Consider the following 21,362-nt stretch of genomic DNA (forward strand, 5'->3'; position numbering starts at 1 on the left):
TACGCCACCCCGCGCGCGAACGAAACGGCTGGCCCGATAGCCTTCGGCTCATGACCGCACCGCTTATCTCGGGTAAGGGCCGCCGCATCGGCGCGGCCCTCGGAGCCGTGTCCGCCGGCCTCCTCGTCCTCTCCGCCTGCGACAAGCCGACGCCGCTGGCGACCGTGACGGTCGGCAGCTCGACGGTGTCCACCGAGGCCGCCTGCTCCGCCGACGGCGGCAAGGAGCTGTCGCAGGAGAAGGTCGCCGACTGCCTGGCCAGCATCAAGGCCGGCAAGACCATCGACTACGCCCGCGGCGACACCCTCCGCCTCGGCGTCGAGCCCGAGGTCGTGGAGGACGGCAAGACGTGGCAGGCGGTCCTCGACGGACAGCCCATCACCGAGCCGTCGTCGAACACCTACCGCTCCTTCCCGGGCGCCGACGTGTTCGCCACCGGCGGCCAGGGCGAGGCGCCGGCCTCGAAGAAGCTCGCCTTCATCCAGCTCGGCGAGGACAAGAAGCCCCTCGCCGTCTGGTCCTTCACGCTCAAGCTGAAGAACTAGCACCGGGCGCGTGCACGCACTCGTCGTGACCGCGGTGGCAGCGGAGGCCGAATCCGTCGCCGCCGGCCTGACCACCCCTCCGCCGTACCCGGGACCGGCCCGGTCCGCGGTGGGCTCCGGTACCCCCGGGGCCCCCGGGCCCTCCGGCTCCCCCGGTACGGCGCCCGGTCCGGCCCCCGCCGCGGACCACGACGTGCCCGGCCGCACCCTGCCCGGCGGCCGGACCCTGCGCCGCTACGACGCACCCGGCGTGGCCTTCGACGTGCTCGCCGGGGGCGTCGGCCCGGCGGCGGCCGCCGCGGCGACCGCCGCCGCCCTCGCCACCGCCGGGCGCCCGTACTCCCTCGTCGTCTCCGCCGGGATCGGCGGCGGGTTCCTGCCCGCCGCCCCCGTCGGCTCGCTCGTCGTCGCCGACGCGATCGTCGCCGCCGACCTCGGCGCCCAGACCCCCGACGGCTGGCTGTCCGTCGAGGAGCTCGGCTTCGGCCGGGCGGTCCACCTGCCGCCGGCCGAACTGACGGCGCGCGCCGCCGAGGCCACCGGGGCGCTGCTGGCGCCCGTCCTGACCGTCTCCACCGTCACCGGTACCGCCGGGCGCGCCACCGAGCTGCTGGCCCGGCACCCGCTGGCCGGCGCCGAGGCCATGGAGGGCTTCGGCGTGGCCGAGGCCGCCGCCGCGCACGGCCTGCCCGTGCTGGAGGTCCGCGCGGTCTCGAACCCCGTCGGCCCGCGCGACCGCGGCGCCTGGCGGATCGGCGACGCCCTGGCGGCCCTGAGCGGGGGCTTCCACCGCCTCGTACCCGTACTCCAGAACTGGAGGCACGATGACCACCGGCACGACTGACAACGGCACCGGCACGGACCTCGGCACCACCGGCGCCACCGGCGCCACCGGCGCCACCGGCGCCACCGGGGCCGCCGGGGCCGCCGCGCCCACCGCGGGCGCCGAGACCACCACGGGTGCCGAGACCACCGCGGGCGCCGAGACCACCGAGGCCTCTGAGGCTTCTGGGGCCGGCAGCCCGTCCCGCCCGCTCCGGATCGCCTACTCCCCCTGCCCGAACGACACCTTCGTCTTCGACGCGTGGGCCCACGGCCGGGTCCCCGGCGCCCCCGGCCTCGACGTCACCTTCGCCGACATCGACATCACGAACGGCATGGCCGAGCGCGGCGAGTTCGACGTGCTCAAGGTGTCGTACGCCGTCCTGCCCTGGGTCCTCGACGAGTACGCCCTGCTGCCCTGCGGCGGCGCCCTCGGCCGCGGCTGCGGCCCGCTGGTGCTCACCCGGGAGCCCGGGCTCGACCTGACGGGCCGTACGGTCGCGGTGCCGAGCGAGCGCTCGACGGCGTACCTGCTCTTCCGGCTGTGGGCGGCCGACGTGCTGCCCGGCGGGGTGGGCGAGGTCGTGGTCCTGCCGTTCCACGAGATCATGCCGGCCGTGCGCGACGGCAAGGTGGACGCGGGACTGGTCATCCACGAGGCCCGGTTCACGTACCGGAACTACGGGCTGCACTGCCTCGCCGACATGGGCGAGCACTGGGAGCGGGCCACCGGGCTGCCGATCCCGCTCGGGGCGATCATCGCCAAGCGCGCGCTGGGGACGGACACCCTGCGGGCGCTGGCCGAGTCGGCCCGCGCCTCGGTGCGGATGGCCTGGGACGACCCCGAGGCGTCACGGCCGTACGTTCGGCAGCACGCCCAGGAGCTCGACCCGGCGGTCGCGGACCAGCACATCGGGCTGTACGTCAACGAATTCACCGCGAACCTGGGCGAATCGGGTTACGCGGCGGTGCGCGGACTGCTCACCCGGGCCGCGGCCGAAGGCCTCGTCCCGGCGCTCCGGCCGGAGGCGCTGGCCTTCCCGTAGCCGGCACGCGTGAGCCCCGCCACCCGGACGGGTGGCGGGGCTCACGCGCATGACGGGCCGTCCGGTGCGCTCCGGCGGCCGCGGTCGGCCCGGACCTAGACGTCGAGCTGGTCCGCCACGGCCCGCAGCAGGCCGGCGATCTTCACGCCGTGCGCCTTGTCGGGGTAGCGGCCGCGCTCCAGCGTCGGGGTGATGTTCTCGAGAAGCGTCGTCAGGTCCTGCACGATCGAGGCGAGCTCGTCGGGCTTGCGGCGCTGCGCGGCCGCGACCGAGGGGGTCGGGTCCAGCACCGTCACGGAAAGCGCCTGGTCGCCACGCTGGCCCGCGACCACGCCGAACTCGACGCGCTGGCCCGGCTTGAGTGCATCGACCCCGGCAGGGAGCACCGACGAGTGGACGAAGACGTCGCCGCCGTCGTCACGGGAGAGAAAGCCGAAGCCCTTCTCGCTGTTGAACCACTTGACCTTGCCGGTAGGCACGTCTTTCCTCGTCCTTGTGCTCGTTGGGTCCGGAAGGCCGTGAAAAACGCCTCCGGATAGCAGTACAGCGGGTCGTCTGCGACCCGCCAACCACCAGGCTAATGGTCCGGGAGCCGCTGACAAGACGTCCCCCGGTGCTTCCTACGGCCTGGGAACTACCCTGGTCGCGTGACTGGTACTCCTCTTCCCGGCCATTCCGACGAAGCCCGGCCCGGCGACGGCCTGGTGCGCGCGGGCGGCATCGTCTTCATCGTCGGCGCCGTCGCGACGCTCGTGACGATGGCCCCGCTGTTCCTCGGCACCGAGCCGTTCCCCACCGTGGCCTACGCGGTGTGCATGCTGATGGGCGTCGGCTTCGCGATCTCGGGCGCGGGCGTCCTGCGCTCGATCGCCGCCCAACGCCGCGAGGCCGCCGCCGCCCGCGGCGCCTGACCCCACCGCCGCCCCGGCTCCGGCCGCTGCGGCCAGCCCGGGCCGGCGACGGATCGGGCGGCTACGCCCGCGTGGCGGCGTACTCGGCGAGCCACTCCGGCAGGGCGGTGAGGTCCGTCAGGACCACGTCCGCCCCCTCCGCGCGCAGCTCGTCCGCCCCGCACGGGCCGGTCGGCACGGCCACGGAGACGGCCCCGGCCCTGCGGGCGCCCCGTACGTCGCCGACGTGGTCACCGACGTACACGCTCGCGCCGTGCTCGCGCAGGGCCTCCGCCTTGGCCTCCGCCCAGAGCCAGCCGATCAGGGCGTCGGGGGCGATGCCGACGTGGTCGAGGTGCAGGCGGGCGTTGGGCTCGTACTTGGCCGTGACGACGATCGCGCGCCCACCGAGGGCCCGCACCGCCTCGACGGCCTCCCGCGCGCCGGGCATGGCGGGGGTGGGCACGATGGCGTGCGCGGGGTAGAGCGCCCGGTAGCGGTCGGCCATCTCCTTCACCCGGTCCTCGGGGAACCAGTACGCCAGCTCCTCCTCCAGCGGGGGCCCGAGCCGGGTGACCGCCTCGTCGGCGTCGATGTACGCACCCGTCTCGGCCGCGAGGGCCCGGTAGGCGGCGTGGATCCCGGGACGCGAGTCGATCAGCGTCATGTCGAGGTCGAAGCCGACGGTCAGCGGGCGCGCAGGGCGGGGGAGGCTCATACGGGCCATTGTGCCGACGCCGCGGTCCGTCCGGCCAACACCACCCGATCCCCGCCCGACCCCCAGGTGAACCACACCCACGCCCCCACACGACCGGACCCCGGGGCGCCACTCCCCGTCCGGCGTCCGAGGGCAACGGGTGCCGGGGCGGAGCTCCTCCCAGAGGACCAGCAGCCGAGGGGCCGGGGGGCGATTCCAGCCCGCCCGGCGTTTGAGGGCAACGGGGGCCGGGGCGGAGCTCCCGGGAAACGGTGAAAGGGCGGGGAGGGGACCCGGCCCCGCAGGGCAGCGGTCCGCAGCCGGACGGCGGACCGGCCCACCGGGCAGCGGCGCGCCGGAGCCCGAGACGGCGACGCGCGAGGCGTCGGGGACGACGGCGTGACGGCCCGCAGGGCGTCAGGCACGACGGCGTGACGGCCCGCAGGGCGTCAGGCACGACGGCGTGACGGCCCGCAGGGCGTCAGGGACGACGCGAGCGCCAGGCCAGGTACCCCGCCGAGACGACGCCGGCGGCCCGCACCACCCCACCCCACAGACCGGAGAGCGCTTCCCCCACCCCGCCGGACCCCAACGGCTCACCCCACCGTCCCGTCGCACGCCCCCACACCCACACCACCGCCGCGCCGGCCACCAGCCCCGGCAACCCCAGGACCACCCACTTCCGCTCGGCCGGCGACATCCTCCGCGAGGCGTACGCCAGCAGCCAGCCCATCAGCAGGACGATCCAGTACCCGCTGACGGCACCCGCCACCAGCACGGCCGCGCACAGCAGCAACCACGCCTGCGGCCGTGGCCGGGGCGCGGCCGCGTCCCCGGCGGCCGCACCGCCCGCCGGGGCGGGGCCCGCGGCGGCCTCCGGCTCGGCACCGCCCGCGACCGCTCGGCGCCGCTCGCGCAGCGCACGGACGACGGTGCGGACCCGCCCGACCGGTTCGGCCGGCGCGGCGGGACCGGCCGGCCCCGCCGCTTCGCCGGCGTCGGAGGTCGCACCTTCCGCATCGGCCGGCCGCTTGAGCAGCTCCGGGATCTCGATCCCGCCCGCGAAGCCCTCGACCTGCGTGTGCGGCCCGAACGGCGCGGGCGTCACCCGCCACCAGTCCGGTTCTCCCCCCGAGTCGCCCAACTCGTCGAGGCCCGCCAGGTGCGGTGGGGACGCGGCCGTGGCGGGGCGGGGCGGGGGCACGTCACCGGGCCGCGGGTTCCGGCGCAGCAGCCGGGGCCCGCGCTGCACCGGGACGGAGGGCCCGGCGGCCGGACCCGACCGGGTCCGGGACCGGGACTCGGGCGCCGGCGCGGGAACCCGGTCGGTAGGCGCGGCGGAGCCGGCCGGGGCCGCGGACAGCGGTCCGCCCCGGCTCTCGGCGAGCGCCTCCAGCACCTCCTCGGGCGAGCCGAGCCGGTCGAGGATGCGGCGCACCGACGCGGCGGTCTCGGGCTCGAACTTGGCGCGCTGCCGGTCGATCTCGTTGCGCAGTGACGACACGAGGCGCATCCGGTCCCCCGAAGGGACCTGTCGGCGCTGTGCCAGGTCGCCGACCCGGCTCAGGTAGTCGTAGACCAGCTGGTCGCTCTCGATCCCCACGCTGCGGCTCCCCTTCCGACCCCTCCGGTACCGCCCGTCCACGACGGTAGCGCGTGTTCCCGACACTCGGCGGGATGTCACGCAGGGGCTACCGTTGGCCGGATGGACCAGGAGGCGAACGTGTCCGAGAGCGCGCACCCCACCACCGACCCCCAGCGCCCGGGGTCGGCCGCGGCACCGCCCGCCGGCACCGCCCCGCGGTCGCTCGCGGAGGCGCTCCGCGCAGGTGACGACGCATCGCTGGCCGCGCTGCTGCGGGCCCGGCCCGACCTGCTGAACCCGGTCCCCAACGACCTCACGCAGCTCGCCACCCGCGCCGGCACCCGCGCCTCGGTCGTGCGGGCCCTGGAGCGGCTCGACCGGTTCGCCCTGCAGACCGCGGAAGCCCTCGCCGTGGCCCCGGACCCCTGCCCGTACGAGGTCCTGGAGACCCTGATGACGGGCGACCCGGGCGCGGACACCGCGGAACCGCACCCGCCGACCGCGGCCGGGGTCGGGGCCGGCGGTACGACGCCCGCCGCCCCGACCGACACGCCCGCCACGTCCCCGACGGACACGCCCGCCACCGCCACCGCGCCGACCGGGACCGCCACCGGGGCCGAGGCTCCGGCGACCGCCGACGTGATCCGCGCGGCGCTGCCCGCAGCCCTGGGACGGCTGCGCGCGCAGGCGCTGGTCTGGGGGGACGACAGCAGGCTGCGCCTGGTCCGTACGGCGCGGGAGCTCCTGGCGCCCAGCGCCGCCCGCCCCTCGCCGACCGGCCTCGGGCCGACCGTGGCCGAGGCCACGGCCGGTATGTCGCCGGGCCGGCTCCAGGAGATCGTGGCCACCGCCGGGCTGCCGGCCACGCACGACCCGGTGTCCGCGGTGGCCGCGCTCACCGGGCTGTTCACCGACCCGGGACGGATGGCCGCGCTCCTCGCGGACGCCCCCGCCGAGGCCCACCAGGTGCTGGCCCGGCTCGTGTGGGGCCCGCCGTACGGCGAGGTGCCCCCCAACCCCGCCCCGCCCGTGCGCTGGCTGCGCGACCACGGGCTGCTGCTGCCCATCTCCGCGCGGACGGTGGTGCTGCCCCGCGAGGTCGCGCTGCACCTGCGCGGCGGCCGGGCGCACCGCGCGCCGGAGCCCCTGGCGCCGTCGGTCCCGCCCGCGAAGACGCACCGTCCGCAGCTTGTGGACGCCAACGCGGCCGGCCAGGCCCTGGCCGCCGTCGCCACCGTCGGGGAGCTGCTCGCCTCCTGGGACCAGGGCGGCCCGCTGGTCCTGCGGGCCGGCGGCCTGGCCGTGCGCGACCTGAAGCGCACCGCCGCCGTACTGGGCGTGTCCGAGCCGACGGCCGCCTTCTGGATCGAACTCGCCTACGCCGCCGGGCTGCTCGCCAGCGACGGGGAGGCCGACGAGCGGTACGCCCCCACCCCGTTCTACGACGAGTGGCTCGACCTGCCGGTGCACGACCGCTGGGCGGTCCTCGTCGCGGCCTGGCTGCCCGCCACCCGCACGGCGGGCCTGGTCGGCGAACAGGACGCGAAGGGGCGGACCCTCGCCGCGCTGGGCCCGGACCTGGACCGCTCGGCGGCCCCCGAGGTCCGGCACCGGGTCCTGGACCTCCTCGCCGACCTCCCGGAGGGCGGCGCCCCCGACCCCGAGGCGCTGCTGGCCCGGCTCGACTGGGAGCGGCCGGTCCGCGGCGGCACGGGCGACCTGCGGGCGCGCCTGGCCCGCTGGACGCTGACGGAGGCCGAACTGCTCGGCGTCACCGGCCGCGGCGCCCTCGCCGGCCAGTCCCGCCCCCTGCTGACCACGCCCCGGGCCCCGCTCACCGGGCACGAGCCCGCGCCGGCGCACCGGCCCGGAACCCCGGAGGGCTCCACCGCCGCGCCCGCGGCGGACGCACAGCAGGCAGCACCGGACCACTCGACGACCTCCGAGGGCGGAACGACCGCCCGGCAGACCGGTACCGCCGAACGCGACACCGCCGCGCGGACCGGCCCCGCCGCCGAACACGGCGCGACCGACGGCGCACCGGAGCCGCACGAGGCCGGGCCGAGCGGTCCCGAGGCGCGGCTCGCGCTCGAACGGGCCCTCGGCGCCCTGCTCGCCCCCCTCCTGCCCGAGCCCGTCGACCACGTCCTGCTCCAGGCCGACCTGACCGCGGTGGCCCCCGGCCCGCTGGAACGGCACCTGGCCGACACCCTGGCCGTCCTCGCCGACGTCGAGTCCAAGGGCGGAGCCACCGTCTACCGGTTCACCCCGGCCTCCGTCCGCCGCGCCCTCGACGCGGGCCGCGACGCCGCCGACCTGCACTCCTTCCTGGAACAGCACAGCCGTACCCCCGTCCCCCAGCCGCTCGCCTACCTCATCGACGACGTGGCCCGCCGCCACGGCCACCTGCGCGTGGGCGCCGCCTCGTCGTACGTGCGCTGCGACGACGACGCGATGCTCGGCGAGATCCTCGCCGACAAGCGCTCCCAGGCCCTCGGGCTGCGCCGGCTGGCGCCCACGGTCCTGGCCGCGCAGACCGACCCGACGACCCTGCTGGACGGCCTGCGGGCGATGGGCTACGCCCCGGCCGCCGAATCCGCCACCGGGGACGTGCTCGTGGCACGGGCCGACGCCCACCGCACCCCGCCGCGCGCCGCCCCCGTCCCCGTCCCGGACGGCCCGCCGGCCCCCGACGCGACGCTGCTCGCCGCCGCCGTACGGGCCGTCCGGGCCGGCGACCTGGCCGCCACGGCGGTCCGCAAGGAGCCCGCCCCGGCCGCGGCCGCGCCCGGGGAACTCCCGCGCACCACCCCGGCCGAGACCCTGGCGACGGTCCAGGCCGCCGCCCTCACGGGCTCGGCCGTCTGGATCGGCTACGTCAACGCCGACGGCGCCGCCTCCCAGCGCGTCATCGCCCCGGTCCGCGTCGAGGGCGGCTTCGTCACCGGCTACGACCACACCGCCGACGAGGTCCGCACGTACCCGCTCCACCGCATCACGGGCGTCGCCGAACTGGCCGAGGACCAGATCTAGGCGGCGGCCCGGGCCCGGCCGCGGCCGTGGTCCGCCGGACACCGCCGCGCGGCCCGGCGACGCCTCCGGGCGGCCCGGCGACGCCCTAATTCGGTCGACGGGGACGGGCGTTGGCGCGAGGCTGGGCGCATGTCCGCAACACATCGACCGGCCCGGGAGATCCGGGCCCTGCACACCGAACAGACCGTCACCGTCTACCAGGCCTACCACCCGCGCATCGGGGTGCCCGCCGCGCGCGAGGGGCGCTTCCCCTCGGCCTGGAAGCGCGAGCGGATGACGTGGATCACACCGCGCTCATAGCCTTTTTCCATGACGATCTCGGACGAAGACGTGGACCGAGACAGTCTCCGCACGCGCGGCGCTACCGGACGAGCGCACGTCTCTCCGGATCACCGATAGCACGCCCGTGCTCATCACCCGCCGCGTAACGGCCGACACCGAGGGCGGCCCGCTCATCCTCGAAGAGCTACGCGCCAACGCCTCAATCACGCAGGCCGAGTTCACCATCACGGCGACAAAGGGCACCGTCGGACGCCGACCCTGACCTGTCTAACCCTTCTCTACTTACTCAAGGCGCGCCTTCGGCGCGCGGGCGCCAGGCCGCCCCGGCCGGGCATGCGGCGTGACCGCCGGTCCCGGCCGGACTGCCACGCCCATCCCTGCCACCCTTGATATCCAGCCAGATCCAACGGACTTCCCGGACGGATGATCACCTCCTCTCCCCTGGTGCTGCTGGATACCGCAGACTGCCGGGGCAAATCGACCCAACGCTCAAGGGGGGAACCTTGCGCGGAACCGCACGTCCCATACGCGCCGCCTGCACTGCCGCCGTTGCCGTGGCTTCGCTCGGCCTGACCGCACCGGCCACCCACGCACAAACCGCCACGCTGTCGGACACCGACACCACCACCTTGGTAGAGATGGCCGACACGCTCCTCCAGCGCCGCGCCGACGCCGTCACCACTGCACCCCAGCCAAGCCCCACGACCGAGCCCGTGCCCATGACCGATGGTGCAGCTGATGACTTCGCCCATGACCTGAGCGTGCTCCAGCACAACGCCCAAGGCCTGGAGAAGGTCGACAGCGCGTACAGCTGGGCAGAAGTAACAGTCACCCCCAACGCCACCTCATTGAGTGGGGACACGGCTACGGTCAAGGTCACCGAGTACACCCGTCTTTACTTCCCCAAACCCCGCCCCGGACGCGCCCGCCTTCGAGAGCTACAGCATCCCGCACACGCTGACCTTCAACCGCGCCAACGGTAGCGAGTGGGAGGTCGCGGGCGACGTGGCCGAGGTCGACCGCTCCGCTGCGCTGCCCAGCACACAGATCAGCGAGCCGGTCGACGATGGCGGTCCCATCAACGAGCCGGGCTCGGACCCCGATTTGCCGGATCCGGAGCCGGCACTTGAGGGACCGATCACGGACGAGCCGTCCTCAACATCGGAGCTGACTCCGGAGGCAGCCGCGATGGAGCAGAAGGTCACCACGGCGTCCGGGTACAACTACGCCAACATGGCCGCCTACGCGCGGAAATACGCAATCCACCCCAACCCCGTCTACATCGAATACTCCAAAGACTGCACGAATTTCATCTCCCAGGCATTGCTCGCAGGCGGCTGGAAGACAACCTCCGGCGGAATCCTCCACCGGAAGGACCCCGACGAGTGGTTCTTCGGCGCCTTCCAATCGACCACCAGCTACGCGCGGGCCGGCGCCCACAACTGGTACTGGTACGCCACCAAGTACTCACATAGGACGAAAATCCTGGACAACATGTTCAAAATGGGCATCGGTGATGTCCTTCAGATCGACTTCGCCGAGAAGTCCACGGGCCGTCCCAACGGGTACATCAACTACACGATGATGGTCACCGCCTGGAAGAACGGCGAGCCCTACCTCAGCGGCCACACCAACAACGTTTTGAACAAGCCGCTGACCGTCATCAAGTTCGAGAACAAGGGCGCTAATTTCTACGCCCACCGCACCTGAGAGAGGAACGTCCGTTGAGGAAGGCCCTGGCACTGCTGGCGGTACCCGCCCTGGCCGTGATGCTCTCCGCCTGCTCTAGCGAAGGCAGGACCGCGGAGGAGACCGCGAGGGCTTACGTCGCAGCGCTCAACGACCGCGACCCCGACGCGCTCGTAGACCTGTCGAAGGAAGACAAGCGCGTGACCGGCCGGGAGAAGGACGCCGAGGCGATCATCACCAAGGACGGTGGCCGGGGGCTGAAGGTCACCGGCATCGCGGTCGACAGCCCGACGTCACCCGAATACGCGCACGTCTACATCACGGGCACGGACAAGGCCGGCAAGCCGTTCAAGCTGACCATCGACGTCACCCGCGAAGGGGACGCAACGGACTACACGATCAGCCTGGGTCACTACAAGGAGGGGGAAGCTCCCACGGGGCCGGTCCCCATCCAGTAACGCGGGCGGGAAGGGGCCGGGACGCACGGATGAACAGCCCGAGCATCCCGACTCCTTCCGCTACCCCGCCAGTACGGCCTACGCCAGCCTGCGAGCCACCCGGCACACCAGAGGCAAACCGGGGCAGCCAGCGGGCTCGGAACCGCTTACCCCGACGTGGCTGGGTGAACGGCTTCCGCGGCCTTAGGTAGCCAAGGCGCCCGATCGGCGAAGCCAAGGTCTACCCGTTCACGCCGGGCCGCCAGGGTCCCCGCGCCGGGCCTTAACAGCCAGGCGGCACGCTGCACTCCCACCGGGGAGCCGCGGAAGCGCACTACCCCCTCACCCTCGGCGCCGGTCCCAGCCACAGCCCGCAGCTCGTGCGCGGCAAGCCCGCGCTGCACAGGGCGGCGTTCCACTCACGGGCCGCTTCCCCCGCTTCCCGCCAGCCCTTGAGGTAGTCCACGCCCCGGACCCATGTCACGTCCCCCGGCTCGTCGTCGCACATCCCCGGTACCGCGCCCTCACGGTCTCCATCCGCGACGTCACCCCGCTGGCCCGCGAGGTCCACGGCCTGGTGCGCGCCGGGCAGGGCGACGCCGCGCGGGCGCTGCTGCCCGAGGAGCGCCCGTACCCCCTGGAGGACGCAGCCCTGGCCCACCTCCGCTGACGGCCCGCGTACGGCACACTGGAGGTTTGGCCCCGCCCGCCCGCGGCCGGGCCGCCACCTCACCGTGAAGGGATCAGCGTGAACGGGCCCCTCATCGTCCAGAGCGACAAGACGCTCCTCCTCGAGGTCGACCACGAGCTCGCCGACGCGTGCCGCCGCGCCATCGCGCCGTTCGCCGAGCTGGAGCGGGCTCCCGAGCACATCCACACCTACCGGGTCACCCCGCTGGGCCTGTGGAACGCCCGCGCCGCCGGGCACGACGCCGAGCAGGTCGTCGACGCGCTCGTCGAGTACTCGCGCTACCCCGTCCCGCACGCGCTGCTGGTCGACGTGGCCGAGACCATGGCCCGCTACGGCCGCCTCACCCTCTCCAAGCACCCCGTGCACGGGCTGGTGCTCACCAGCACCGACCGCCCGGTGCTGGAGGAGATCCTCCGCTCCAAGCGGATCACCCCGCTCGTCGGGCAGCGGATCGACCCCGACACCGTCGCCGTGCACCCGTCCGAGCGCGGCCAGATCAAGCAGACGCTGCTCAAGCTGGGCTGGCCGGCCGAGGACCTCGCCGGGTACGTCGACGGCGAGGCGCACCCCATCCACCTGCTGGAGGACGGCTGGTCGCTGCGCCCCTACCAGCGCCAGGCCGTCGACGGCTTCTGGCACGGCGGCTCGGGCGTGGTGGTCCTGCCCTGCGGTGCAGGCAAGACGCTGGTCGGCGCGGGCGCGATGGCCGAGGCCAAGGCGACGACGCTGATCCTGGTGACCAACACCGTCTCCGCCCGCCAGTGGAAGCACGAGCTCGTCAAGCGCACCTCGCTGACCGAGGACGAGATCGGCGAGTACAGCGGTACCCGCAAGGAGATCCGGCCCGTCACGATCGCCACCTACCAGGTGCTGACGACCAAGCGGAAGGGCGTCTACCCGCACCTGGAGCTGTTCGACTCCCGGGACTGGGGGCTGATCGTCTATGACGAGGTCCACCTGCTGCCGGCCCCGGTCTTCAAGTTCACCGCCGACCTCCAGGCGCGCCGGCGCCTCGGGCTGACCGCGACCCTGGTCCGGGAGGACGGGCGCGAGTCCGACGTCTTCTCGCTGATCGGGCCCAAGCGGTTCGACGCCCCGTGGAAGGAGATCGAGGCGCAGGGGTACATCGCACCGGCCGACTGCGTCGAGGTGCGGGTGAACCTGACCGAGAGCGAGCGGCTCGCGTACGCCACCGCCGAGACGGAGGAGAAGTACCGCTTCTGTGCGACCACCGCCACGAAGCGGAAGGTGACCGAGGCGCTGGTGCGCCGTCACCGCGGCGAGCAGACCCTCGTCATCGGCCAGTACATCGACCAGCTGGACGAACTCGGCGAGCACCTCGACGCACCGGTCATCAAGGGCGAGACGTCGAACGCGCAGCGCGAGAAGCTCTTCGACGCCTTCCGTCAGGGCGAGATCAGCGTCCTGGTCGTCTCCAAGGTCGCGAACTTCTCGATCGACCTGCCGGAGGCGACCGTCGCCATCCAGGTGTCCGGCACCTTCGGCTCGCGGCAGGAGGAGGCCCAGCGGCTGGGCCGGGTGCTGCGTCCGAAGGCGGACGGGCACGAGGCCCGCTTCTACTCCGTCGTCGCACGGGACACCATCGACCAGGACTTCGCCGCCCATCGGCAGCGCTTCCTCGCCGAACAGGGCTACGCCTACCGGATCATGGACGCGGACGAGGTGCTCGCGCGGGAGTCGGAGAACGAGACGGAGTAGACCGGCCGCGGACGGGGGCCGCGGCCCCCGTCCCGCGTCGGCGGGCGGGTACCCGGGAGTCCGGCGCGGGTGATCGGGCGGGGGCTGCGGCCCCCGGTGCGCGTCAGCGACGTATGACGCCCGCGTCCTCGGAGTACTCGCCGAGGAGGACCACGCTGACCGCCGTCGTGGCGAAGACCCTGGCCGCGTGCAGGAACCCGCCGGAGCGTGTCAGCGCCTCGGCCTCCGAGGCCGCGCGGGTGGTGTGGGTACGACCGTGGGTGCGGCCGTGTGTGCGGGGGTACGTGCGGGAGTGGTGCGTACGGCCCTGATGCGTACGCGTGCGGGCGGTACGGGCGTGCTGCGCGCCGGTGCCGCTGTGGTCGTCGTGGGTGGACTCGATGTCGGTGGGGATGGCGGCGGCGCCGCGAGGGCGGCCGCCCTGAACCGGGGTAAAGGTCGCGGTGCTCATGAATCCATGGTCCCGGCCCGCCCCACCGCGCACATCGGTCCCCGGAGCCATTCTCCGATCCCCCTGACGTCATACTCCAGGGCCACCCCCTCCCCCGGAAGTCCTACGGGAAGCCGGCCGCCGCGTAGGGACCCGGGGCCCCGGAACCCGTTCGCGCCGGTCCGCGGCGCGGACTAGAATCTCCGCTCTTGCCCGCCTCCCGCCCTGCCCGGGGAGTGCCGCCGACCGGACGGAAACCGGCCGGCCACACGTCACGCACCTTGAGGACCCACATAGCTGGAGGCAACACCGTGCCCGCGCACGCCCCCCTGACCCCCGACGCCCCCACCGCCACCGCCACCGCCGCAGCGGACCCCGCGGCCGGCGCCGCGGCCGCCGCCGACCCCCTCGGCCGCGAACGGGCCCACCTCGCCGCCTCCCGCGCCGCGCTCCGCGCGATGCGCGAGGACGTCGAGTCCCTCGACATCCGCGACGTCACCGCGAACTGGGTCAACGCCCTCATCCTCACCGCCCAGATCGAGGACCGCATCAAGGCCCTGGCCGACCTCGCGGACACCCCCCTCTTCTTCGGCCGCCTCGACTACCTGCACGCCCCCGGCGCCGACCTCGCCGAGGGCGCGGGCGGCGAGCGCTTCTACATCGGCCGCCGCCACGTCCACGACGCCGACGGCGACCCCATGGTGATCGACTGGCGCGCCCCGGTCTCGCAGCCCTTCTACCGCGCCTCGAAGAAGGACCCGCAGGACGTCGGCCTGCGCCGGCGCTTCGGCTACACCGGCGGCGACCTCACCGCGTACGAGGACGAGCACCTCTCCGACCCCGCCGAGACCGCCGCCGTCAGCAAGCTGCTCCAGCAGGAGATCGAGCGCCCGCGCGTCGGCCCGATGCGCGACATCGTCGCCACGATCCAGCCCGAGCAGGACGAGATCGTGCGTTCGGGGCTCTCCGGAAGCGTCTGCGTCCAGGGCGGCCCCGGCACCGGGAAGACCGCCGTCGGCCTGCACCGGGTCGCGTACCTGCTGTACGCGCACCGCGACCGGCTCGCCCGCACGGGCACCCTGGTCATCGGGCCGAACCGTTCCTTCCTGCACTACATCGAGCAGGTGCTCCCCGCCCTCGGCGAGCTGGAGGTCAAGCAGGCCACGGTCGCCGACCTCGTCGCCCGCCCGGGCGTGGAGGTGCGCGGCGAGGACCCGGCGGAGGCCGCCGTCATCAAGGGCGACGCGCGCATGGCGGAGGTGCTGCGGCGCGCCGTGCGCTCGCACGTCACGCCGCCCGCCGAGGCGCTGATGGTGGTGCGCGGTTCGCGCCGGTGGCGGATCCCGGCGTACGAACTCCAGGAGATCGTGGACGAGTTGCTCGCCCGCGACATCCGCTACGGCGCCGCCCGCGACGCGCTCCCGCAGCGGATCGCGCACGCGGTGCTCGTCCGGATGGAGCAGGCGGGCGAGGCGCCGGACGACCGGGTGCAGGACGCGGTGGCCCGCAACGCGGCCGTCAAGGCCGCCGTCAAGGCGATCTGGCCGGTGGTGGACCCGGCGAAGCTGGTGCTGCGGCTGCTGTCGGATCCGGAGTTCCTGGCCGAGCACGCGGACGGGGTGCTCACGGAGGCCGAGCAGGAGCTGATCCGGTGGGCCAAGCCGTTCCGCAGCGTGAAGTCCGCGAAGTGGTCGGCCGCGGACGCGGTGCTCGTCGACGAGGTGGCGGACCTCGTGGAGCGCACGGCCTCGCTCGGGCACGTGGTGCTCGACGAGGCGCAGGACCTGTCACCCATGCAGTACCGGGCGGTGGGACGGCGCTGCACGACGGGCTCGGCGACCGTGCTGGGCGACCTCGCGCAGGGCACGACGCCGTGGGCGACGCGCAGCTGGGCCGAGGCGCTGGCCCAACTGGGCAAGCCGGACGCGGCGGTGGAGGAGCTCACGGCGGGCTTCCGCGTGCCGCGGGACGTGATCGCGTACGCCTCGCGGCTGCTGCCGGGGATCGCGCCGGGGCTGGCCCCGGTGTCGTCGGTACGGGAGAACCCGGGCGCGCTGGCGGTCACCCGGGTGGCGGACGAGGAACTGGTCGAAGCGGTCGTGGCGGCGTGCCGTACGTCGCTCGGGCACGAGGGGTCGATCGGGCTGATCGCGGCGGACGCGCGGGTCCCGGCGCTCGCGGAGGCGCTCGACGCGGCGGGGCTGCCGTACCTCGCGCCGGGCGAGGAGACGACGGCGCGGGCGCGGCTGACGCTGGTGCCGGCGTCGCTGGCGAAGGGTCTGGAGTACGACTACGTCGTGCTGGACGAGCCGGCGGCGATCGTGGCGGGCGAGGCCGACGAGCGGACCGGGTTGCGGCGGCTGTACGTGTGTCTGACGCGAGCGGTGTCGGGGCTGGTGGCGGTGCATGCGGGGGCGTTGCCGGAGGTTCTGGCGGAGCCGGTGGGCGGTTAGGGGGCGCGGCGCCCTGCACGAGCTGCCCGCGGGGGTCCTGCGGGCGCGGTGCGGGTCCCTGGGCGGACGCGGGTCCCTGGGCGGGTGCGGGGCCCTGGGCGGGTGCGGGGCCCTGGGCGGGTGCGGGGCCCTGGGCGGGTGCGGATCCCTGGGCGGGTGCGGACCGTTGCCCTGCGGGGGCTGGTCCCCTACCCGCCCTTTCACCGTTTCCCAGGACTCCGCCCCGGACCCCGTTGCCCTCAAACGCCGGGCAGGCTGGAGTCACCCGGCAAGCTGGAGTCGCCCGCCCGGACCCGGGGGGAACGCCCCGCCCGTGGGCCCGCCGCGCCCGGACCCGAGTGGTTACGACAGGGCCTCGCGCCAGGTGGCCACGGCCGACGGGGAGACGGGTCCGGCCCAGCCGTCGGGGCGGGCCGCGCCGCCGATGTGGAAGGCGTCCAGGCCCGCCCCGCGCAGCGCCGGCAGGTGGTCCAGGCGCAGGCCGCCGCCGACGAGGAGCCGCGGCTCGTAACCCGGTTCGCCGCGCCGGGCCGCCTCGGCCACCAGCACCGGCAGGCCCTCGTCGACCCCGCCCGCCGCGCCGGCGGTCAGGTACGTGTCGAGGCCCGGCAGCGCGGCCAGGGCCGTGCGCAGCGCGTCGCGGTCGGCCGCGCGGTCGATGGCCCGGTGGAACGTCCACCGGCACCCCGCCAGCTCCGCCACCAGCGCTTCCACCGCCACCAGGTCCGGCGTGCCGTCCGGGTTCAGGAAGCCGAGGACGAACTCCTCCGCCCCCTCCGCCCGCAGCGCCGCCGCCTGGGCGACCAGCGCGTCCACCCCGGCGGCCCCGCCTGCCGAGAAGCCGTCCGCGGCCCTGAGCATCACGCGCAGCGGGACGTCCACGGCGGCCCGGATGGCCGCGAAGGTCTCCCGCGGGGGCGTCAGGCCGTCGGCGGCCATGTCGGTGACCAGTTCCAGCCGGTCCGCCCCACCAGCCTGGGCCGCGATCGCGTCCTCGGCACTGAGGGCGATCACCTCCAGGACCGCACGGTCACTCATGTGGCCTCATTCCTTCGAGATCGGCAAGGGGCGGTGCGCCGGCACGTTCCGCGCCACACCCACCACCAACAGGTCTAGTCCAATCTCAAGGGTACGCACCTCCGGCACCGGTCCACCAGCACCCGCACGGCCACCGCCCCCGCACCCCCGCTCCCGCACCACAATGGGCGCATGCCCACCGACACCGCGCGGCTCGAAGCCCGCTGGCACGCCACCGTCGACGCCGCCCGCCGCCCGACCGGTGCCGCGGCCACGACACTCCCCTCGACCACCGCCCCCGCCGCCGACCCCGCCCCCTACGCCGCCCGGCTGCTGCGCGCCTGGGCCGAGCCGCAGCGCCGGTACCACACCACCGCCCACCTCGCCGCCGTCCTCGACCACATCGACGTACTGGCCGACCACGCCGCCGACCTGCCCGCCGTCCAGCTCGCGGCGTGGTTCCACGACGTCGTCTACCGCCCCGACCGGTCCGAGAACGAGGAGCGCAGCGCCGCCCTCGCCGAGCGCGCCCTCGCCGAGCTCGGACTCGCCCCCGCGCGTACGGCCGAGGTGGCCCGCCTGGTCCGGCTCACCGTCACGCACGACCCCGCCCCCGGCGACCGCGACGGCGAGGTCCTCTGCGACGCCGACCTCGCGGTGCTCGCCGGGACCCCGGAGGCGTACGCCGCGTACGCGGCCGCGGTGCGGGACGAGTACGGCTTCGTACCCGACGACGCGTTCCGGGCCGGACGGGCCGCCGTGCTCCGCCAGCTGCTGGCCCTCCCCCGGCTCTTCCGCACGCCCCACGGCACGGCCTACTGGGAGGCCCCGGCGCGCCACAACCTCGCGGCCGAGCTGGAGGGGCTGGAAGGGCCGTAAGGGCCGGTTTGGTACGGGTCCGGTCCCCGCGGGCCGGGTCGGCGTCCGGATCGCGGACCGCGTCGGGAATGCCCCGGTCCGGGACCTGGTTGTCGATGATCATGCCCGCTGCCGCAATACGCCCCGTACGCTCCCGCATGCCCGTGGCCGTCTACGTCCTCGGCCTGTCCGTCTTCGCGCTCGGCACCAGCGAGTTCATGCTCTCGGGGCTCCTGCCGCCCATCGCCGAGGACATGGGCGTCACGATCCCGCGGGCGGGGCTGCTCATCTCCGCCTTCGCGATCGGCATGGTGGTGGGCGCCCCGCTGCTCGCCGTGGCCACGCTGCGGCTGCCCCGCCGCACGACGCTCGTCTCGCTGATCACGCTCTTCGGCCTCGGCCAGGTAGCCGGGGCGCTGGCCCCCTCGTACGAGCTGCTCTTCGTCTCGCGCATCGTCTCGGCCCTCGCCTGCGCCGGCTTCTGGGCCGTGGGCGCGGCCGTCGCCATCGCGATGGTCCCGGTCGACGCGCGCGCCCGCGCGATGGCCGTGATGATCGGCGGGCTGTCGATCGCGAACGTCCTCGGCGTCCCGGCCGGCGCCTTCCTCGGCGAGCACTTCGGCTGGCGGGCGGCGTTCTGGGCGGTCGGCGCGGCCTCCGCGATCGCGCTGGCGGGCATCCTGGCCCTGATCCCGCCCATCCCGCTGCCGGACGCGCGCCCGCGCCTCGCCCGCGAGCTCGGCATCTACCGCGACCGGCAGGTGTGGCTCGCGGTCGCGGTCACGGCGCTCGCCGCGGGCGGGGTGTTCTGCGCCTTCAGCTACCTCGCACCGCTGCTCACGGACGTGGCCGGGCTCGGCTCGGGCACGGTGCCGAGCGTGCTGGCGCTGTTCGGCATCGGCGCGCTGGTCGGTACGACGATCGGGGGACGGGTCGCCGACGCGCACCTCTTCGGAGTGCTGCTGACCGGCATCACGGCCTCCACGGTCTTCCTGGTCGCGCTCGCGCTGTTCGCGACCTCGCCGGTGGCGGCCGTCACGCTGTCCTTCCTGATCGGGGTCTCGGCCTTCTACACCGCGCCGGCCCTCAACGCCCGGATGTTCAACGTCGCGGGCGCCGCCCCGACCCTGGCGGGCGCGACCACGACCGCCGCCTTCAACCTCGGCAACACCGGCGGTCCGTGGCTCGGCGGCACCGTCATCGACGCCGGCCTCGGCTTCCCGGCCACCGCGTGGGCGGGGGCTGCGATGACGGTCACGGCGCTGGGGCTGGTGGCGCTCTCGCTGCGGCTGTCCTCCCGGGGGCGGGTCGTGGCCTCGTCGGCCGGGACCGCGCTCAGGCCCGAGCCCGCCCCTTCGGCCGACGCAGCCCCGCGGCCGTGATCCGGCGGACCAGCTCCTTGCTGCCGACCTCCAGGGCCCCCGCGCGCACCGCGTCCGGGTAGCGCTCCGCCGGAACGTCGTAGTGGTCCCCGTCGAAGGCCCGCGCGGGGCACCCGATCGACGCGGCGAAGGCGTGCAGCTCCTCGAACGAGACGTCGCTGACCATGTGCGACCACATCCGCCCGTGCCCCGGCCAGGTCGGCGGGTCGATGTAGACCGTCACCGGCCGAACACTCCGCCGAGGCTCCCCACGGACGCCACCTTCACCCCGGCCTTGCCGCACACCCAGTGCGGGTCGGGCCCCAACTCGGGCTCGACGTCCAGGGCGTGCGGGTCGCCGTGCGAGCACACCGGGCACAGCGGCCACCGCCCGTACTTCGACAGCAGCGCGTCCTGCACGTCCTGGGCGACGAGGCCCGGCAGGTAGTCGATGCCCTCGGGCCACTGCTCGACCCACCATCGCCGGTGCGCGACCGAGTCCTCGACCACGGAGACCACATCGGCGTCGGCGACCTCCAGGGCGATGAGATCGGCCAGGACGAGGGCGCGGGCGGCGTGCAACGCCTGCTCCAGGGGGGTCGCATGGTCCATGCAGCAATTGTGGACCCGATGCGGACAGCTGGCGAAGGCCGGTTTCCGAATGGGTGCCTTGTGGCGGATTGACTGCTTTCGGCAGGTGAAAATATCTTTCAAGAGTGAGCAGAGCGCGGAAGGAAACCTTCAACGCCGGCAGCACGGGACACGCTCCGGCCTCCGTCCCCACGCCCGCCGCCGCCCGCCCCCCTGCCACCGCCGCCGAACTCCGCGCCCGCACCGCCCGCCTCGCCCCCACGCTCGCCCCCGCCGTCCGCGCCGTGGCCGAGGCCCTCGCCGCCGACCCGGCCGGGTGCGCCCGGCTCACGGTCACCGCCCTCGCCGAGCGCACCGGCACCAGCGAGGCGACCGTCGTACGCACCGCCCGCCTGCTCGGCTATCCGGGCTACCGCGACCTGCGCCCCGCCCTCGCCGAGCTGGCCGGCCGCGCCGCCCGCGGCAGCCGCCGCGGCGCCGCCCCCGGGCCGCCGGACGGGGGACGGGAGGACGCGCGGGGCAGCGCCGCGATCACCACCGACATAGCGGTCGGGGACCCCTTGGCCGACGTGGTCGCCAAGCTCGCCCACGCGGAGCGCCGGGCCCTCGCCGACACCGCCGCCGGACTGGACCTCGCGGAACTCGCCGCGGCCGTGGCGGCCCTGGCCGGCGCCCGCCGCATCGACGTCTACGGCGTCGGCGCCTCCGCACTCGTCGCCCAGGACCTCGCGCAGAAGCTGCTGCGCATCGGGCTGATCGCGCACGCGCACGCCGACCCGCACCTGGCCCTCACCAGCGCCGTCCAGCTCGGCCCCGGCGACGCGGCCGTGGCCGTCACCCGCTCCGGCACGACGGCCGACGTCGTCGGCCCGCTGCGCACCGCGTTCGAGCGGGGAGCGACCACCGTGGCGATCACCGAAGACCCCCACGCGCCCGTGACGTACTGCGCCGACCACGTACTCACCACCGCGGCCACCCCGACCGGCCCGGCCGCCCCGCCCAGCCCCCAGGACGGGTTCCGCCCCGCCGCCATGTCCGGCCGGACCAGCCAACTCCTGCTCGTCGACTGCCTGTTCGTCGGGGTGGCGCAGCGTACGTACGACACGGCCGCGCCCGCCCTCGCCGCCTCGCACAGGGCCCTCGCCCCGCGCCACCGCGCCCCCGCCCCCACTCCCCCCTCCACTCCCGCCCCAGCCCGCACCCCAGCCAGCACCCC

The 21,362-nt window shown here is 74.9% G+C and carries 21 protein-coding genes and 2 pseudogenes; 16 read left to right on the forward strand and 7 right to left on the reverse strand.

What is annotated here, in order from left to right:
• Positions 1 to 50 precede the first annotated feature (50 nt).
• Genes IF43_RS0130425 through IF43_RS0130435 form a run of 3 tightly spaced genes read left to right on the forward strand, consistent with a single transcriptional unit; the run spans position 51 to position 2,413 of the window.
• Positions 51 to 545 (forward strand): hypothetical protein, encoded by a 495-nt coding sequence (locus tag IF43_RS0130425; RefSeq protein WP_030208128.1) that lies wholly within the window; start codon positions 51 to 53, stop codon positions 543 to 545.
• 10 nt (positions 546 to 555) lie between these two features.
• The gene (locus IF43_RS0130430) at positions 556 to 1,389 is read left to right on the forward strand and encodes a futalosine hydrolase (RefSeq protein WP_078910579.1); all 834 of its coding nucleotides are present in this window, start codon (positions 556 to 558) and stop codon (positions 1,387 to 1,389) included.
• Positions 1,370 to 2,413 carry a 1,4-dihydroxy-6-naphthoate synthase gene (locus IF43_RS0130435; protein WP_234332589.1) on the forward strand — a complete coding sequence of 348 codons (1,044 nt, stop codon included), beginning with the start codon at positions 1,370 to 1,372 and terminating at the stop codon, positions 2,411 to 2,413. The genes IF43_RS0130430 and IF43_RS0130435 overlap by 20 nt, the downstream gene beginning before the upstream one ends.
• A 95-nt stretch (positions 2,414 to 2,508) precedes the next feature.
• On the opposite strand, the gene IF43_RS43785 is transcribed toward IF43_RS0130435, so the two are convergent.
• Positions 2,509 to 2,892, reverse strand: coding sequence for a cold-shock protein (locus IF43_RS43785; protein ID WP_030208134.1), 384 nt, complete (start codon positions 2,890 to 2,892; stop codon positions 2,509 to 2,511).
• 168 nt (positions 2,893 to 3,060) lie between these two features.
• On the opposite strand from IF43_RS43785, the gene IF43_RS37120 reads away from it, so the two are divergent.
• On the forward strand, positions 3,061 to 3,324 hold the full coding sequence (locus tag IF43_RS37120) for a hypothetical protein (protein WP_030208137.1): 264 nt from the start codon (positions 3,061 to 3,063) through the stop codon (positions 3,322 to 3,324).
• Positions 3,325 to 3,385: 61 nt separating this feature from the next.
• Here IF43_RS37120 and IF43_RS0130450 read toward each other — a convergent pair whose 3' ends face one another.
• Positions 3,386 to 4,030: an HAD family hydrolase gene (locus IF43_RS0130450; protein WP_030208140.1), complete on the reverse strand. Its 645-nt coding sequence runs from the start codon at positions 4,028 to 4,030 to the stop codon at positions 3,386 to 3,388.
• A 451-nt stretch (positions 4,031 to 4,481) separates the two neighbouring features.
• Positions 4,482 to 5,603 (reverse strand): hypothetical protein, encoded by a 1,122-nt coding sequence (locus IF43_RS0130455; RefSeq protein ID WP_030208142.1) that lies wholly within the window; start codon positions 5,601 to 5,603, stop codon positions 4,482 to 4,484.
• Between the two features lie 102 nt (positions 5,604 to 5,705).
• Here IF43_RS0130455 and IF43_RS0130460 point away from each other — a divergent pair, with 102 nt between their 5' ends.
• The 8 genes and pseudogenes from IF43_RS0130460 (at position 5,706) to IF43_RS0130495 (ending at position 13,436) form a co-directional block, all read left to right on the forward strand.
• The gene (locus IF43_RS0130460) at positions 5,706 to 8,618 is read left to right on the forward strand and encodes a helicase C-terminal domain-containing protein (protein ID WP_078910580.1); all 2,913 of its coding nucleotides are present in this window, start codon (positions 5,706 to 5,708) and stop codon (positions 8,616 to 8,618) included.
• Positions 8,619 to 8,747: 129 nt separating this feature from the next.
• Positions 8,748 to 8,909: pseudogene (locus tag IF43_RS39995) on the forward strand (DUF4291 family protein); the annotation flags it as partial.
• Between the two features lie 115 nt (positions 8,910 to 9,024).
• A complete protein-coding gene (locus IF43_RS41185; protein ID WP_324605141.1) occupies positions 9,025 to 9,162 on the forward strand; it encodes a hypothetical protein in 138 nt (45 codons plus the stop codon).
• Positions 9,163 to 9,403: 241 nt separating this feature from the next.
• Entirely contained in the window at positions 9,404 to 9,883 is a 480-nt protein-coding gene (locus IF43_RS0130475; RefSeq protein WP_158939567.1) for a hypothetical protein, read from the forward strand.
• A 22-nt stretch (positions 9,884 to 9,905) separates the two neighbouring features.
• A complete protein-coding gene (locus IF43_RS0130480) occupies positions 9,906 to 10,610 on the forward strand; it encodes an amidase domain-containing protein (RefSeq protein WP_030208150.1) in 705 nt (234 codons plus the stop codon).
• 14 nt (positions 10,611 to 10,624) lie between these two features.
• Positions 10,625 to 11,047: a hypothetical protein gene (locus tag IF43_RS0130485; RefSeq protein WP_030208152.1), complete on the forward strand. Its 423-nt coding sequence runs from the start codon at positions 10,625 to 10,627 to the stop codon at positions 11,045 to 11,047.
• Positions 11,048 to 11,552: 505 nt separating this feature from the next.
• Positions 11,553 to 11,696: pseudogene (locus tag IF43_RS40000) on the forward strand (DUF4291 domain-containing protein); the annotation flags it as partial.
• A gap of 78 nt (positions 11,697 to 11,774) precedes the next feature.
• The gene (locus tag IF43_RS0130495; RefSeq protein WP_030208159.1) at positions 11,775 to 13,436 is read left to right on the forward strand and encodes a DNA repair helicase XPB; all 1,662 of its coding nucleotides are present in this window, start codon (positions 11,775 to 11,777) and stop codon (positions 13,434 to 13,436) included.
• 103 nt (positions 13,437 to 13,539) lie between these two features.
• Here the strand turns inward: IF43_RS0130495 and IF43_RS37125 are convergent, their stop codons facing one another.
• Positions 13,540 to 13,887, reverse strand: a complete 348-nt coding sequence (locus tag IF43_RS37125; protein WP_037890742.1) for a hypothetical protein — start codon at positions 13,885 to 13,887, stop codon at positions 13,540 to 13,542.
• Between the two features lie 437 nt (positions 13,888 to 14,324).
• Between IF43_RS37125 and IF43_RS0130510 the strand changes: the two genes are divergently transcribed.
• Positions 14,325 to 16,319: an AAA family ATPase gene (locus IF43_RS0130510; RefSeq protein ID WP_078910583.1), complete on the forward strand. Its 1,995-nt coding sequence runs from the start codon at positions 14,325 to 14,327 to the stop codon at positions 16,317 to 16,319.
• 342 nt (positions 16,320 to 16,661) lie between these two features.
• Here the strand turns inward: IF43_RS0130510 and IF43_RS0130515 are convergent, their stop codons facing one another.
• Positions 16,662 to 17,357: a copper homeostasis protein CutC gene (locus IF43_RS0130515; protein ID WP_030208165.1), complete on the reverse strand. Its 696-nt coding sequence runs from the start codon at positions 17,355 to 17,357 to the stop codon at positions 16,662 to 16,664.
• 171 nt (positions 17,358 to 17,528) lie between these two features.
• Here IF43_RS0130515 and IF43_RS0130520 point away from each other — a divergent pair, with 171 nt between their 5' ends.
• On the forward strand, positions 17,529 to 18,215 hold the full coding sequence (locus tag IF43_RS0130520; protein WP_078910584.1) for a hypothetical protein: 687 nt from the start codon (positions 17,529 to 17,531) through the stop codon (positions 18,213 to 18,215).
• A gap of 137 nt (positions 18,216 to 18,352) precedes the next feature.
• Entirely contained in the window at positions 18,353 to 19,576 is a 1,224-nt protein-coding gene (locus IF43_RS0130525; RefSeq protein WP_037890745.1) for a Cmx/CmrA family chloramphenicol efflux MFS transporter, read from the forward strand.
• On the opposite strand, the gene IF43_RS0130530 is transcribed toward IF43_RS0130525, so the two are convergent.
• Together IF43_RS0130530 and IF43_RS0130535 are read right to left on the reverse strand one after the other, a co-directional pair.
• Positions 19,530 to 19,799, reverse strand: coding sequence for a DUF4031 domain-containing protein (locus IF43_RS0130530; RefSeq protein WP_030208173.1), 270 nt, complete (start codon positions 19,797 to 19,799; stop codon positions 19,530 to 19,532). The two genes, IF43_RS0130525 and IF43_RS0130530, sit on opposite strands and share 47 nt — an antisense overlap.
• Positions 19,796 to 20,167, reverse strand: a complete 372-nt coding sequence (locus IF43_RS0130535) for a hypothetical protein (RefSeq protein ID WP_030208176.1) — start codon at positions 20,165 to 20,167, stop codon at positions 19,796 to 19,798. Before IF43_RS0130535 ends, IF43_RS0130530 begins: the two co-directional genes overlap by 4 nt.
• A gap of 104 nt (positions 20,168 to 20,271) precedes the next feature.
• On the opposite strand from IF43_RS0130535, the gene IF43_RS0130540 reads away from it, so the two are divergent.
• Positions 20,272 to 21,362: MurR/RpiR family transcriptional regulator (locus tag IF43_RS0130540; protein ID WP_063753423.1), on the forward strand; the 1,091-nt coding region annotated here is incomplete at its 3' end.

The organism is Streptomyces sp. NRRL S-87 (genome assembly GCF_000719335.1).
Taxonomy (GTDB): domain Bacteria; phylum Actinomycetota; class Actinomycetes; order Streptomycetales; family Streptomycetaceae; genus Streptomyces.

Excerpts from the sequence above, each read along its gene's own strand:
- IF43_RS0130425 (WP_030208128.1), top strand. The coding sequence starts at position 51 with ATGACCGCACCGCTTATCTCGGGTAAGGGCCGCCGCATCGGCGCGGCC.
- IF43_RS37125 (WP_037890742.1), bottom strand. The coding sequence starts at position 13,887 with ATGAGCACCGCGACCTTTACCCCGGTTCAGGGCGGCCGCCCTCGCGGC.
- IF43_RS0130535 (WP_030208176.1), bottom strand. The coding sequence starts at position 20,167 with ATGGACCATGCGACCCCCCTGGAGCAGGCGTTGCACGCCGCCCGCGCC.
- IF43_RS0130525 (WP_037890745.1), top strand. The coding sequence starts at position 18,353 with ATGCCCGTGGCCGTCTACGTCCTCGGCCTGTCCGTCTTCGCGCTCGGC.
- IF43_RS0130450 (WP_030208140.1), bottom strand. The coding sequence starts at position 4,030 with ATGGCCCGTATGAGCCTCCCCCGCCCTGCGCGCCCGCTGACCGTCGGC.
- IF43_RS0130460 (WP_078910580.1), top strand. The coding sequence starts at position 5,706 with ATGGACCAGGAGGCGAACGTGTCCGAGAGCGCGCACCCCACCACCGAC.
- IF43_RS0130435 (WP_234332589.1), top strand. The coding sequence starts at position 1,370 with ATGACCACCGGCACGACTGACAACGGCACCGGCACGGACCTCGGCACC.
- IF43_RS0130515 (WP_030208165.1), bottom strand. The coding sequence starts at position 17,357 with ATGAGTGACCGTGCGGTCCTGGAGGTGATCGCCCTCAGTGCCGAGGAC.
- IF43_RS0130520 (WP_078910584.1), top strand. The coding sequence starts at position 17,529 with ATGCCCACCGACACCGCGCGGCTCGAAGCCCGCTGGCACGCCACCGTC.
- IF43_RS0130510 (WP_078910583.1), top strand. The coding sequence starts at position 14,325 with ATGCGCGAGGACGTCGAGTCCCTCGACATCCGCGACGTCACCGCGAAC.